A 13,698-nucleotide genomic window follows, 5' to 3' on the forward strand; every position below is an offset into this window, starting at 1 on the left:
TGGTCTCTCGCGAACTGTAAAGTCTGCATTGCGTCAAAACCGCGATCCTTCGCTTCCAGCTCAGCCTTCACGTTGGCAGGCAGGCCCGCCAAGTTGTACAGATCAAGCGGCACGGCCTTCTTCAAGTCGCCTTGCATCTCTGGGGTGAGAGCATTCCACCAGGTGGCTTGTTGTTCGGGCGAAAGCCCATCTGGAAGTTGATTACGCATCATCGACAACGCGTCTTGTACAGCGTCGGCCTGCAGTTCGAGAGCACGCTCCGTCGTCGTGGCGTCGGGGTCCACCTTCAACCCCTCCAGTGCAGAATGCCCCGCCTCGTCAGCCTGCGTCGCGGCCTCGACGGCGTCGTCGATCAGCCGCTGCGCGCCGTCACGGTGAAATTCCAGAAGCTCGACATCCATGCCGGTGGTGTCCGAGGGTAGATGGACGACACCGTCCGCCGAGACGACGAGCCCTTGTACTCTCGGCCGCATAGATTCCGTCATTCAACTCACGCTGGGCAATCTTGACGGCGTCCTCCAGAGTATCCATCGCCGAAGCTGCACCACCGTCAAGCAGGCCTAGACTCCGAAACTTCTCCGCCAGCTTCCTCAGCTCACCCTTAGCCAGGTCGCCTAACGCGTCGTACCAGTTGTCTTCGAGCGCTCTGACTCCGTTGGCATGGATCTCGTCGCTTGTGTCGTCGTGCAAGACGGACGATGTGCGAAAATCCAGCGCAGCTTCGTGCCACAGCTGCGGCCGCGCGTCACGAAGATCGGCGAAATTCACCAACGGACATCCCCCCGAAACCCGTTTATCATGTCGGCCTTGACGTTACTGCACCCCGCTGCGGAGGCCGAGTTATCGGTTACGCGTGGAATAACCCATTCGCCGAAATCTCTGCCGAGGCCTGCGTGAGTATGGTGCGGTCAAAGAACCTTCACTCGAAAGCGAGGACGCGGTGCTGGGACTGCCCGAGCAGATCACCGCCTGCCTGTTCGACCTCGACGGTGTGCTCACCGACACCGCGAGCGTGCACAAGAAGGCCTGGAAGACGATGTTCGACGACTACCTGCGCGCGCACGCCGAGCAGACCGGCGAGCCGTTCGTCGCCTTCGACGTCGAGGCCGACTACCTGCGCTATGTCGACGGCAAGCGGCGCGAGGACGGCGTCCGGTCGTTTCTGACCAGCCGCGGCATCGACCTGCCCGAGGGCGGACCCGACGATCCGGCCGACGCCGTGACCGTGCACGGCCTGGGGAACCGCAAGAACGCGATGTTCCACAAGACGATGGCCGAGGAGGGAGTCGAGGTGTTCGAGGGTTCGAGGGGCTATCTGGAGGCGGCCGCGCGCGCCGGGTTGCGTCGCGCGGTGGTGTCTTCGAGCGCCAACACCGAGGAGGTACTCAAGGTCACCGGGCTCGACAAATACATCGAGTACCGGGTCGACGGGGTGACGATGCGCGACGAACACCTCGCAGGCAAGCCGGAACCCGACAGCTTCCTGCGCGCCGCCGAACTGCTCGGTGTCGCGCCCGCCGGGGCCGCGGTGTTCGAGGACGCGCTCGCCGGCGTCGCCGCGGGGCACGCCGGGAAATTCGGTTTCGTGGTCGGCGTGGACCGGGTGGGGCAGGCAGAAGGGTTGCGCCGCAACGGCGCCGACGTCGTGGTCACCGATCTGGCCGAATTGCTCTGACGCCATGATGATCACCCACGACGCGTATCCGGTCGAGCCGTGGCAGGTGCGCGAGACCCGCCTCGACCTGAACCTGCTAGCCCAGTCCGAATCGCTGTTCGCCCTGTCGAACGGCCATATCGGCCTGCGCGGCAACCTCGACGAGGGCGAACCCTACGGCCTGCCCGGCACCTACCTCGCCTCGTTCTACGAGGTGCGGCCGCTGCCGTACGCCGAGGCCGGTTTCGGCTACCCCGAGGCCGGCCAGACCGTACTCGACGTCACCAACGGCAAGATCCTGCGGCTGCTGGTTGACGACGAGCCGTTCGACGTCCGCTACGGCGAACTCATCGACCACGAGCGCACGCTGGACCTGCGGGCGGGAACGCTCACCCGTGACACGCAGTGGCGCTCCCCGGCGGGCAAGCAGGTGCGGGTTACCTCGACCCGGCTGGTGTCGCTGGCGCACCGCAGCGTCGCCGCTGTCGAATACATCGTCGAGGCAATCGACGAATTCGTCAGGGTCACAGTGCAATCCGAGCTGGTCGCGAACGAGGACCAGCCGGACACCTCCAACGATCCGCGGGTCTCGGCGGTACTGGAGCATCCGTTGGTGCCGGTCGCGCACGAGAACACCGACCAGAGCGCCATGTTGGTGCACCGGACCCGCGGCAGCGCGCTGATGATGGCGGCCGCGATGGACCACGACGTCGAGGTGCCCGGCCGGGTCGAGGTGAGCACCGATTCCCGCGAGGATCTGGCCCGCACCACCGTCATCTGCGGGCTGAGGCCCGGGCAGAAGCTGCGCATCGTCAAGTACCTGGCGTACGGCTGGTCGAGCCTGCGCTCCCGGCCCGCCCTGCAGGACCAGGTCGCCGGCGCCATCACCGGTGCGCGGTACAGCGGCTGGCAGGGGTTGCTGGATTCCCAGCGGGCCTATCTCGACGAGTTCTGGGACAGCGCTGACGTCGAGGTCGAGGGCGACCCGGACTGTCAGCAGGCGGTGCGCTTCGGGTTGTTCCACGTGCTGCAAGCCAGTGCACGGGCCGAGCGGCGGGCGATCGCGGGCAAAGGGTTGACCGGCACCGGCTATGACGGCCACACCTTCTGGGATATCGAGGGTTTCGTCCTGCCGGTGCTGACCTACACCAAACCGCAGGCGGCCGCCGATGCGCTACGGTGGCGGGCCTCCACCCTGGACCGGGCCCGGGACCGGGCGTCGGTGCTCGATCTGGACGGTGCGAGCTTCCCGTGGCGCACGATCCGCGGCGAGGAGTGTTCGGCGTACTGGCCCGCCGGCACCGCCGCCTGGCACATCAACGCCGATATCGCGGCGGCCTTCGAGCGGTATCGCATTGTCACCGGCGATGATTCGCTGGAACGCGAATGCGGTCTTGAGGTGCTCGTGGAGACCGCGCGGCTATGGATGTCGCTGGGCCACCACGACCGGCACGGGTTGTGGCATCTGGACGGGGTCACCGGGCCCGACGAGTACACCGCGGTGGTTCGCGACAACGTCTTCACCAATCTGATGGCCGCCCACAACCTTCGGGTCGCCGCCGATGCCTGCGCACGGCACCCCGACGCGGCGTACTCGATGGGGGTGACCACCGAGCAGACCGCGGCGTGGCGCGATGCCGCCGATGCCGCCCACATCCCCTACGACGAGGAACTCGGTGTGCACCCGCAGTCTGAGGGCTTCACCACGCTGGCCGAATGGGATTTCTCGGCCAACACCGACTATCCGCTGCTGCTCAACGAACCGTATGTGCGCCTGTATCCGGCGCAGGTGCTCAAACAGGCCGACCTGGTGCTGGCCATGCAGTGGCGCAGCCACGCCTTCACCGCCGAGCAGAAGGCCCGCAACGTCGACTACTACGAGCGCCGCACCACCAGGGATTCGTCGCTGTCGGCCTGCACCCAGGCGGTGATGTGCGCCGAGGTCGGCCACCTCGAGCTGGCCCACGACTACGCGTATGAGGCGGCCCTCATCGACCTGCGAGATCTGCACCGCAACACCCGCGACGGGCTGCACATGGCGTCGCTGGCCGGAGCCTGGACCGCGCTGGTCGCCGGGTTCGGCGGGTTGCGCGACGACGAGGGCATCCTTTCGCTGGACCCCCAGCTGCCCGACGGTATCTCGTGTCTGCGTTTCCGGTTGCGCTGGAAGGATTTCCGGCTCACCGTCGACGCACATCACGGCGAGGTCACCTACACCCTGCGCGACGGCCCGGACGGCACGCTTTCGATCCGGCACGCCGGGCGGCCGCTCGACCTCACCACCCGGGCCGCCACCACGGTCGCGGTGACGCCCCGCCATCCGTCGTTGCCGCCTCCCCCGCAGCCGCCCGGCCGCGAACCAGTGCGTCGCCGCGCCGGACACCGACCCTGATCGGTCGCCGGCTGCAGGTGTGGATTCGGCCACGCTGGGTATCCGGTCCGAATAGGTTCGGCGGTAGCGCCGCGCATGGCGCTGCCTCCACACACGGAGAGGAGCGACGGGGTGACCGGTACACAGCCCAAACCGACAACCACCGATGCCGGGATCCCGGTCTACAGCGATGAACATTCGCTCACGATCGGCCCGGATGGCCCGATACTGCTTCAGGACCACTATCTGATCGAGCAGATGGCCATGTTCAACCGGGAGCGCATCCCGGAACGGCAACCGCACGCCAAGGGCGGCGGAGCCTTCGGCCACTTCGAGGTGACCAACGACGTCAGCGCATACACCAAGGCCGCGGTGTTCCAGCCCGGCACCAGGACCGAGACGCTGACCAGGTTCTCGACCGTGGCGGGTGAGCGCGGCAGCCCAGACACCTGGCGCGATCCCCGCGGGTTCGCGACCAAGTTCTACACGACCGACGGCAATTTCGACATGGTCGGCAACAACACCCCGGTGTTCTTCATGCGGGATCCGTTGAAGTTCCAGCATTTCATCCGTTCGCAGAAGCGGCGGGCGGGAAACAACCTGCGCGATCACGATATGCAGTGGGATTTCTGGACGCTGTCGCCGGAATCGGCGCATCAGGTGACCTGGTTGATGGGTGACCGCGGCATCCCCCGGGACTGGCGGCATATGAACGGCTACTCCAGCCACACCTACAGCTGGATCAACGCCGCCGGCGAGATCTTCTGGGTCAAATATCACTTCAAGACCGACCAGGGCGTCGAGTTCCTCACCCAGGAGCAGGGCGACGAGATGGCCGGTGTCGACGGCGACGCCCACCAGCGCGATCTGTACGACGCGATTGAACGGGGCGAATATCCGAGCTGGACGCTGAAGATGCAGATCATGCCGTTCGAGGACGCCAAGGACTATCGGTTCAACCCGTTCGATCTGACCAAGGTGTGGCCGCACGGCGACTACCCGCTGATCGACGTCGGCACGCTGACCCTGGACCGCAACGTCACCGACTATCACACCGAGATGGAGCAGGCGGCGTTCGAGCCGAACAACCGGGTGCCCGGCACCGGGCTGAGCCCGGACAAGATGCTGCTGGCCCGGGATTTCTCCTACGCCGACGCCCACCGCGCCCGGCTCGGGGTCAACTACAAGCAGATTCCGGTCAACGAGCCCAAGGTCGAGGTGCACAGCTACTCCAAGGACGGCGCGGGGCGGACCAAGAACGTGTCCGACCCGGTGTACGCGCCCAATTCCTACGGCGGGCCGCAGGCCGATCCGGCACGCACCGGTGAGCCGGTGTGGCACGCCGACGGTGATATGGTCCGGGCCGCCTACAGCCTGCACGCCGAGGATGACGATTGGGGCCAGGCCGGCACGATGGTGCGCGACGTGCTCGACGATGCGGCGCGGGACCGGTTGGTGGCCAACATCGCGGGCCATCTGTCCGACGGGGTCTCCGAGCAGGTGCTGGAACGCGCGTTCGAGTACTGGCGCAACGTCGACAAGAACCTCGGCGAGAAGGTCGAGGCTGCGGTCCGCAGCGATTAGGCCGGAGCCGCGGTCCGCGGCAATTAGGTGCGCCGCGAGAATGACGTGATGGTTGCTACCGGCGCGGGCCAGCGACCATCACGTCATTCTCGCGGCGCGGCCTCGAGAATGCGTGCGATCTCGGCGCCCACGGCCTCGCGCACCGCGGTGTCGGGAACCTCCTCGATACCGGCCGCCGACCGTAGGAACGGCTCGAACAGCCGCCAGCCCAGTTGCAGCGCAACCGCATTGGCGGCGGCGAGCTTGGCCTGACGTTCGTCGCCGAATTTCGGCAGCAGCTCGTCGAGCAGCATGGTGACGCCGGGAAACCGGGTCTGCAGCTGGCCTACCGGGTAGCCGTCGAGCAGCGCTCTGGCCATCACCCGCATATGCCGGTCCATGGCCGATTCGATCTCTTCGGCCGGGGCGCCGGCCTTCAGCTGTGCGGTCAGCCCCGCTCCCATGTGTTCCAGCACCGCGCCGACCAGCCGTTCCTTGGTGCCGAAATGCCGGTACACCAGTCCGTGGTTGACGTTGGACTTCGCCGCGACGTCGCGGATCGAGGTGGCCGCGGGACCACGCTCGGCGAACAGTTCGGCCGCGGCGGCCAGGGTGGCGGCCACCACCTCCTCCTTGCCGACCGGGTTGGCCGGTGGCGCGGGTGTAGTCATGTGGCTACACTAGCCCACAAGCAGCTGTAGTCGACTGACTACACCTGTACTACCAGCGCAAAGGACAGCCACCATGACCGGTTCGACAACCACCGCCGTAGCCGTGACCAAGCTCGGGAGCCGGATCGGCGCCCGGATCGACGGGGTGAGCCTCGGCGGTGACCTCGACGCGCGAACCGTCGCCGACATCCGCACCGCCCTGCTGCGGCACAAGGTGATCTTCTTCCGCGATCAGCACCACCTCACCGACGATGCGCAGCACGCCTTCGCCCGGCTGCTCGGCACGCCCATCGGCCACCACGCCCTCAAGCAGGCCGACGCGCCGATCATCACACCGATCGATTCGGAGTACGCCAAGGCCACCCGCTGGCATACGGATGTGACGTTCGTGCCGGACTATCCCGCGATGTCGATCCTGCGTGCGGTGACGCTGCCCACCTACGGCGGGTCGACGCTGTGGGCGTCGACCGCCGCGGCCTATGACGCACTGCCCGAGCCGCTCAAACACCTCACCGAGAATCTCTGGGCGCTGCACAGCAACCGGTTCGACTACGCCGCGACGGCCGCGATCGCGCTGACCGAGGAACAGCAGCAACTGCGCGCGGCATTCGAGAAACCCGACTTCCGCACCGAACACCCAGTGGTCCGGGTGCATCCCGAAACCGGCGAACGCACCCTGCTGGCCGGCGACTTCACCCGCGGCTTCCTCGGCCTGGACAGCCACGAATCGCATGCCCTGTTCGACCTGCTGCAGCGACGGATCACCATGCCCGAGAACACCATCCGGTGGAACTGGGCGCCCGGCGACGTCGCCATCTGGGACAACCGGGCCACCCAGCACCGGGCCGTCGACGACTACGACAACCAGCGCCGGGTGATGCACCGGGTGACCCTGGCGGGCGATGTCCCCGTCGACATCCACGGCCGGCGCAGCCGCCCACTCGGGGACGCCGCACTGCTCGAAGCGGTCTGACCGCTCACATCTTGATAGCCGGGATCAGCCGGGTGATGTTCCAGAGCCGGTTGCGTCTGGCGGACAGGCACGATACCGCCAGCGCACCGGCCCAGATCGCCACCAGCACGATGATCGCCTGCCACAGCCGGTGGTCGATACCGCCCATGATGAGTTGCCGTAATCCGTTGACGCCGTAGGTCATCGGGTCATAGGTGTGGATGGTCTGGAACGGCCTGGTGGTGGTCTCGACGGGGTACATTCCGCCGGCGCTGACCAGCTGCAGCATGAGTAGTGCCATCACCAGCACGCGCCCCACCGCCGGACCCACCAGCGCGTTGATCGCCTGGGTGGCGGCGATGAACGCACCGGAGATCAGCACCATGAACCCGAGCATCGCGACCGGATGCTGCGGGTGCAGGCCCAGGGCGAAACGCACCACGCAGTAGAGGATGACCGCCTGGAACACCCCGATCAGCACCGCGGGCAGGTAGCTGGCCAGCACCACCCGGATGGCCAGCACCTCCGCCGCGATCGGACGAGTCTGCAACGGTCGCAACACCATCCACAGCACCAGCGCACCGAAGAACAGGGCAAGGGTGATGAAGAACGGCGCCATGCCGGTGCCGAAGTTGGGTGCGGCGTTCTCGTGCACGGCCTCCAGCTGGACCGGACCACCGATGGTGTCGGCGATGGCATCCTTCTGCTGGTTGCTCCAGTCGGGCACCTGCCGCGCACCGTCGGCGAGTTTGGTGGCCAGCTCGCCCGACCCCGAGCGCAGCTGCGCCGTGCCCGATTTGAGCTGCCCGGCGCCGTCGTCGAGCTTGGTGATGCCGGTGGACAGTTCGGCGCTGCCGGACGCGACCTGGCGGGCTCCGTCGCGCAGTTGGTTGAGCTTGTTGGTGAGGTTCTGCCCGGACGTCCCGACCTGGTCGAGCGCCGAGCTCAGCGGGCTGCCGGGGGTGCGCAGGTTCGACGTCATCGAGATCGCTGCGTTCTCGGCGTCGGTGAGCTGCTGGCGGATCTGCGGGCTGAACTGGTTCTCTCGCAGCTGGTCCCGGACACCGCGCAGGGTGCCCGCGGCGTTGTTGGCCAGCGGGTCCGGGCTCGTCGAGAGTTGGTCGATGACCGTCGACAGTGAGTCCGCGGCGGCGTCCTGGGCGGTGGCGATCCCGCCGAGCTGATCGTTGGCCTGGCGCAGCGCGGTGGCACCCTGTTGCAATTGTTCGGTGTCACCGCCGATCTGGGACAGCGCCTTGGTCACCGTCACCAGCGGGTCGGTGGCCTTGGTGATTCCGTCGGAGAGCTGCTTGGCGCCGGTCGCCAGCTGCGCCGAGCCCGACCGCGCGCTGTGCAGGCCGGTGGCGAGTTGCCCGGCGCCGTCGTCGACCTGCACCGCGCCGTCGGCGAGTCGGTGGGCCCCGTCGGCGGCCTGCTTGATGCCCGAGCCGCTGGCCACGACCACCGACAACACCTGGTTGACCGCCTGCCCGGAGATGCGGCTGGACACCGCGTTGAGCACCTGGTCCATCGCGGTGCGGCCGATGCTGGTCGAGATGTAGTTGTTGGCATCGTTGTAGGTCGCGATCAGGTTGGCCTGCTTCGGTTGTCCGGTCACCGGCGAGGCGATGGCCTCGCTGAAGTCGGGTGGCAACTCGACCATGAAGTAGTACTCGCCGTGGTCGACGCCGTCCCGGGCTTCGGCCTCGGTGCCGACGACGTGCCAGTCCAGGCTGGCATCGGCGGTGAGGCTCTTGGCGATCTCGTCGCCGGCGTTGATCTGATGCCCCGACACCTCGGCGCCGCGGTCGGAGTTCACCAGGGCCACCGGCATCTTGTTCACGTGGCCGAACGGATCCCAGTACGCCCACAGGTACAGCGCCCCGTACACCAGCGGCAGCAGCATCAACACCACGATCGCCACCCGGGTCATCCGGCTGCGGCCGAAGCGCTTGATTTCCGATCCCCAGGACAGGCCGGCCAATCCTCCCGACATCGTTAGTCCTTTCCGGTCAGGATGCGGTGATCGTGCAGACCGTGATCCGGGGCATCGGCGCCCAGCGGATTGGTCGCACCGACCACGACGGTCCGCTGGGTTGCTATGGCGCCCAGCCGATCTACCGCGATCGCCCGCCGTGCGTCGTCGCGGACCTGCTCGAGATCCCCGACGATGAGGATCGGGCGGTCGGCGAACGACGCCAGGGCGATCCGCAGCAGGAACAGCTCCAGGTCGGACAATTCGCTGATGTAGCGGTCCGGGGCCGGGGGTGCGAGTTCGCCGAACACCCTGGCCAGTTCGGCTTCCCCGGCCTCGATCGGCACCTGCGCATACCAGGGCGACAGCCATCGACGCTGTTCGGCGACCACGGTCCGCACCGTCACGGTCTCCTCCAGCTCGTCGATGTCGTCGAACGCCGCGATGGCGCAATGCCGCCGGATCGCCCGGGGTTTGCGGTCTCCGCGTACCTCGAGCGATCCGTAGGTCGGTTTGAGCCGGCCGGCCAGCGTCAGCAGCAGCGCCGTCTGCCCCCAGCCTCCTGGCATCTGGATGGCGTGGAAGCCCGGGGCCAGCTCGAGGTCAACGCCACAGAACAGTGGGCCGTGCTCACCGTCGACACCGAGGCCGGTCGCGGCGATCTCGGCCCGCTGTTCGTCGTGGACCTGCTCGGGGTCCCCGGTGGCCGGGGTGTCGTCGACCGCATCCGGCTCCTGCGTCGCGTCAGCCTCGTCGGACTCGGTCATCTGCACACCTTTCGATACTAGCTGGTATCCATTCGATACTAGCGAGTATGCTTTTGCTCATGTCGCCTGTCAAACCCGCCCGCACCCGGCCCACCCGCGACCAGGTTCGGGACCGAATCCTGGATGCGGCATTGGAGGTGTTCGCCGCGGAAGGCTTCGCCGGGGCCACGATCGACGCGATCGGCCGGGCCGCCGGATTCACCAAGGGCGCGGTGTATTCCAACTTCGAATCCAAGGACGAGCTGTTCCTGGCGCTGCTGGACCGCCAGTTCGAGACCAGGGGCGAACTGATCGCGACGGCACTCGACAGCGGGGCAGGCGACGCCGGCGCCACGGCTCAGGCGATGAGCCGGTCGATGCTCGCCTCGATCCACCAGCAGAGCTCGTACCAGATCGTGCTGATCGAGTACTGGCTGCGGGCGCTGCGCGATCCGCAGCTGCGTGAACGCCTCGTCGCGCGTCGTCGCACCGCGGCCGAACAGGCGGTGCATGTGGTCGAATCCGCGGGCACCGCACTGCCCGCCGACGAACTGTCCGGGCTGGCCCAACTCGTGGTCACCATCAGCGCCGGGATCGCGATGGAAGAGGTACTCCAGCCGGGAACCATCGACTCCGACATGCTCGCGCGACTGATCAACGCGCTACTGCAGTCGATCCCGCAGGACAGCTAGCGGCCGGCACGGCAATATGCCTGGTCATGGTGCGGTCAGGGGTGTGACGCTTTAAGGTGGCCTGATGCGCAGGAGAATGCTGATGGCCCTGGTGAGCGTGGCGTTCGGCGCCGGCCTCGGCGTTCCCGGCCTGGCCGCGGCGGACCCGCCGTCGCCGCCGCCCCCACCGCCACCGCCGCCGCTCGATCTCAACTCGCTTGCGTCGGTGAAGCCGTCGGACTACGCGATGCAGAACGGCGAGTTCTACGCATTCGCGGTGCCGGGCGATATCGCGTGCGTGATCACCCGCGGCTCAGGCAGGTACGGCTGCAACGGCCCGCTGCCTGCGGCGCCGGAAGGTGCCAACGCGGTCACCGGCGCACAACAGGGCCCGCCCACGTTCGTCAACGACAACCGCCCGCTGGTCGTTTTCGACGGGCTGCCCACCCGGTTACCGCCAGGATCGCGGATCAGCTTCCGCAACGTGACGTGTGGAACCGACGGCACGGTGACGGTGTGCAGCAACTCCTTCGACGGGGCGGGGTTCGTCCTCAGCCCCGGCGGCAGCTATGTCCTGGGTCCGAACAACCCGCTGCTGCTCAACACCGGCGAGGGGCGCAACCCGTACATGAACTGAGGTCCCCGGTTCTAACCGGCCGAGTTGACCGGTTCGATCGGCAGGCGGCGCAGCGCACCCGGCGCCTCGGCGGGCACCACGGGACGCTCGGGCGCGATAGGCGACAACCGCTGGTAGGGCTCGCCCTGCGCGGGTCGGACATCGTCGGCGCCCTTGTTGGGCCACAGTGACGCCGCCCGCTCGGCCTGCGCGGTGATCGAAAGCGAAGGATTCACACCCAGATTCGCCGAGATCGCGGCACCGTCGACGATGTGCAGCGTCGGGTAGCGATACACCCTGTGGTAGGGATCGATGACCCCGGACTCGACGCTGTCACCGATCGCGGCACCGCCGAGGAAATGCGCGGTCAGCGGGATGTTGAACAGTTCGCCCCAGGTACCGCCGGCGACACCGTCGATCTTCTGGGCCATCCTGCGGGTGACCTCGTTGCCCGCCGGGATCCACGTCGGGTTGGGCTCGCCGTGCCCCTGCTTGCTGTCGAGCATGCGGAAGCCGAACCTGGTCTTGCGGGTGAAGGTGGTGATCGAGTTGTCCAGATGCTGCATCACCAGGGCGATCACGGTCCGCTCACTCCAGTGGTGCGGATTGAGCAACCGCACCATCCTGCGCGGATCCTCACGAACCTGGTCGACGAACTGCCGCCAGCGCGGCACGTCGGTGCCCCGCGGCCCGGCACCGTCAGTCATCAAGGTCTGCAACAGCCCCATCGCGTTGGAGCCCTTGCCGTACCGCACGGGTTCGACATGGGTGTCCGATGTCGGGTGGATCGACGAGGTGATCGCCACGCCGTGGGTGAGGTCCAGATCCGGTTTCACGTCCATCGTGGCGGCGCCCACGATCGACTCGGAGTTGGTCCGGGTCAGCACGCCGAGCTTGGCGGACAACTTGCCGAGCTTACCCAGGTCGCGCATCTTGAACAGCAGCTTCTGGGTGTTGTAGGTGCCCGCCGCCAGGACCACGTGCGTCGCGGTGAATGTCGTGCGCTTGCGGCGCAGGGTGCGGCCGGTGCGCACCGTGCTCACCTCCCACAGGCCGTCCGGGCGCTGCTCGAAACCGGTCACTGTGGTCATCGGATGCACCTGCGCCCCAGCCGATTCCGCGAGCCCGAGGTAGTTCTTGACGAGGGTGTTCTTGGCCCCGTGACGGCAGCCAGTCATGCACTCACCGCATTCCAGGCAGCCCGTGCGGGCCGGGCCCGCGCCGCCGAAGTACGGATCGGGCACCGTCTTGCCGGGGGTCTTGTGGCCGTCGGGCCCGAAGAACACTCCGACCGGGGTGGCGACGAAGGTGTCGCCGACCCCCATATCGTCGGCCACCTCCTTCATGATCCGGTCGGCGTCGGTGAAGGTCGGATTGGTGACCACCCCGAGCATGCGGGTCGCCTGGTCGTAGTGCGGCATCAACTCGGCGCGCCAGTCGGTGATGTTCTTCCACTGCGGATCGTTGAAGAACGGGTCCGGCGGCACGTAGAGGGTGTTGGCGTAGTTCAGCGATCCCCCGCCGACCCCGGCACCGGCCAGGATCATGCAGTTGCGCAGCAGGTGGATGCGCTGGATGCCGTACATGCCGAGCTTGGGGGCCCACAGGAATTTGCGCAGGTCCCACGAGGTCTTGGCGAAGTCGGCGTCGGTGAACCGCTGACCGGCCTCCAGCACGCCCACCCGGTAGCCCTTCTCGGTGAGCCGAAGGGCAGTGACGCTGCCGCCGAACCCCGAACCGATAACCAGGACGTCATAGTCAGGCTTCATCCGATCAGTATGACGCTACCGACAGGTAACTTCTAGACAGGAAGCCCTAACTTGTAAAGAACCAGTTTCGCCGAGCAGACGTCAACGCCCCCCGGAATGCGCTTTCCAGGGGCCGTTCGCGTCTGCTCGGCGTCATCAAGCACGGTCGGAGCACTAGAACGCCGCTTCGTCGAGTTCCATAATGTCGTTGTCCAGGTTCTCCAGAACGGTCCTGGTGCTGGTCAACAGCGGCAACACATTCTTCGTAAAGAACGATGCGGCCGCGATTTTGCCTTCATAGAAGGCGCCGCCGTCGTCACCGGCGTCGAGCTTTTCGATGGCAACCGCGGCCTGGCGGGCCAGCAGCCAGCCGAGCATCAAGTCACCCACGCTCATCAGGAAGCGCACCGAGCCAAGCCCTACTTTATAGATGCCGGTCCGATCTTCCTCGGCTCCCATCAGGTAGCCGGTGAGGGTGGCGGCCATGGCCTGCACGTCCTGCAGGGCGGTGCCCAGCAGCGCGCGTTCGGTCTTCAGCCGGCCATTGCCCGACTCGTTGTTGATGAACGCCTCGATCTCACCGGCCACGAACGCCAGCGCCTGGCCCTTGTCGCGGACAATCTTGCGGAAGAAGAAGTCCTGAGCCTGGATGGCAGTGGTGCCCTCATACAGCGAATCGATCTTGGCGTCGCGGATGTACTGCTCGATCGGGTAGTCCTGCAGGAACCCCG

Annotated in this window: 11 protein-coding genes and 1 pseudogene; 6 read left to right on the forward strand and 6 right to left on the reverse strand. The window is 66.9% G+C overall.

Going from position 1 to position 13,698, the window contains the following annotated elements; all coding sequences use genetic code 11:
• Positions 1-485: pseudogene (locus ACWDTP_RS32155) on the reverse strand (amidase domain-containing protein); the annotation flags it as partial.
• Positions 486-940: 455 nt separating this feature from the next.
• Here ACWDTP_RS32155 and ACWDTP_RS32160 point away from each other — a divergent pair.
• From ACWDTP_RS32160 to ACWDTP_RS32170, 3 genes are all read left to right on the forward strand, one after another.
• Positions 941-1,675: a beta-phosphoglucomutase family hydrolase gene (locus tag ACWDTP_RS32160; RefSeq protein ID WP_450027266.1), complete on the forward strand. Its 735-nt coding sequence runs from the start codon at positions 941-943 to the stop codon at positions 1,673-1,675.
• 7 nt (positions 1,676-1,682) lie between these two features.
• Positions 1,683-4,046 (forward strand): glycoside hydrolase family 65 protein, encoded by a 2,364-nt coding sequence (locus tag ACWDTP_RS32165; RefSeq protein ID WP_450027276.1) that lies wholly within the window; start codon positions 1,683-1,685, stop codon positions 4,044-4,046.
• A gap of 75 nt (positions 4,047-4,121) precedes the next feature.
• Positions 4,122-5,609 carry a catalase gene (locus tag ACWDTP_RS32170; protein ID WP_450027267.1) on the forward strand — a complete coding sequence of 496 codons (1,488 nt, stop codon included), beginning with the start codon at positions 4,122-4,124 and terminating at the stop codon, positions 5,607-5,609.
• 83 nt (positions 5,610-5,692) lie between these two features.
• Here ACWDTP_RS32170 and ACWDTP_RS32175 read toward each other — a convergent pair whose 3' ends face one another.
• A complete protein-coding gene (locus tag ACWDTP_RS32175) occupies positions 5,693-6,259 on the reverse strand; it encodes a TetR/AcrR family transcriptional regulator (RefSeq protein ID WP_450027268.1) in 567 nt (188 codons plus the stop codon).
• 73 nt (positions 6,260-6,332) lie between these two features.
• Between ACWDTP_RS32175 and ACWDTP_RS32180 the strand changes: the two genes are divergently transcribed.
• The gene (locus tag ACWDTP_RS32180; protein WP_450027269.1) at positions 6,333-7,232 is read left to right on the forward strand and encodes a TauD/TfdA dioxygenase family protein; all 900 of its coding nucleotides are present in this window, start codon (positions 6,333-6,335) and stop codon (positions 7,230-7,232) included.
• Positions 7,233-7,236: 4 nt separating this feature from the next.
• Here the strand turns inward: ACWDTP_RS32180 and ACWDTP_RS32185 are convergent, their stop codons facing one another.
• Positions 7,237-9,207, reverse strand: a complete 1,971-nt coding sequence (locus ACWDTP_RS32185) for a YhgE/Pip family protein (protein ID WP_450027270.1) — start codon at positions 9,205-9,207, stop codon at positions 7,237-7,239.
• Between the two features lie 2 nt (positions 9,208-9,209).
• Entirely contained in the window at positions 9,210-9,953 is a 744-nt protein-coding gene (locus ACWDTP_RS32190) for a hypothetical protein (protein ID WP_450027271.1), read from the reverse strand.
• 47 nt (positions 9,954-10,000) lie between these two features.
• Between ACWDTP_RS32190 and ACWDTP_RS32195 the strand changes: the two genes are divergently transcribed.
• Together ACWDTP_RS32195 and ACWDTP_RS32200 are read left to right on the forward strand one after the other, a co-directional pair.
• Positions 10,001-10,624, forward strand: a complete 624-nt coding sequence (locus ACWDTP_RS32195) for a TetR/AcrR family transcriptional regulator (protein WP_450027272.1) — start codon at positions 10,001-10,003, stop codon at positions 10,622-10,624.
• A 64-nt stretch (positions 10,625-10,688) separates the two neighbouring features.
• Positions 10,689-11,240, forward strand: a complete 552-nt coding sequence (locus ACWDTP_RS32200) for a hypothetical protein (protein WP_450027273.1) — start codon at positions 10,689-10,691, stop codon at positions 11,238-11,240.
• A gap of 11 nt (positions 11,241-11,251) precedes the next feature.
• Here ACWDTP_RS32200 and ACWDTP_RS32205 read toward each other — a convergent pair whose 3' ends face one another.
• Entirely contained in the window at positions 11,252-12,988 is a 1,737-nt protein-coding gene (locus tag ACWDTP_RS32205; RefSeq protein ID WP_450027274.1) for a GMC family oxidoreductase N-terminal domain-containing protein, read from the reverse strand.
• Between the two features lie 153 nt (positions 12,989-13,141).
• The coding region (locus ACWDTP_RS32210; RefSeq protein ID WP_450027275.1) for an acyl-CoA dehydrogenase at positions 13,142-13,698 on the reverse strand (557 nt) is incomplete at its 5' end.

The organism is Mycobacterium sp. NPDC003449 (assembly GCF_053588415.1).

What these genes read in the sequence shown, in the direction of transcription:
- ACWDTP_RS32165 (WP_450027276.1), top strand. Translation starts at nt 1,683, where the DNA reads ATGATCACCCACGACGCGTATCCGGTCGAGCCGTGGCAGGTGCGCGAG.
- ACWDTP_RS32170 (WP_450027267.1), top strand. Translation starts at nt 4,122, where the DNA reads ATGGCGCTGCCTCCACACACGGAGAGGAGCGACGGGGTGACCGGTACA.
- ACWDTP_RS32175 (WP_450027268.1), bottom strand. Translation starts at nt 6,259, where the DNA reads ATGACTACACCCGCGCCACCGGCCAACCCGGTCGGCAAGGAGGAGGTG.
- ACWDTP_RS32180 (WP_450027269.1), top strand. Translation starts at nt 6,333, where the DNA reads ATGACCGGTTCGACAACCACCGCCGTAGCCGTGACCAAGCTCGGGAGC.
- ACWDTP_RS32185 (WP_450027270.1), bottom strand. Translation starts at nt 9,207, where the DNA reads ATGTCGGGAGGATTGGCCGGCCTGTCCTGGGGATCGGAAATCAAGCGC.
- ACWDTP_RS32190 (WP_450027271.1), bottom strand. Translation starts at nt 9,953, where the DNA reads ATGACCGAGTCCGACGAGGCTGACGCGACGCAGGAGCCGGATGCGGTC.
- ACWDTP_RS32195 (WP_450027272.1), top strand. Translation starts at nt 10,001, where the DNA reads ATGCTTTTGCTCATGTCGCCTGTCAAACCCGCCCGCACCCGGCCCACC.
- ACWDTP_RS32200 (WP_450027273.1), top strand. Translation starts at nt 10,689, where the DNA reads ATGCGCAGGAGAATGCTGATGGCCCTGGTGAGCGTGGCGTTCGGCGCC.
- ACWDTP_RS32205 (WP_450027274.1), bottom strand. Translation starts at nt 12,988, where the DNA reads ATGAAGCCTGACTATGACGTCCTGGTTATCGGTTCGGGGTTCGGCGGC.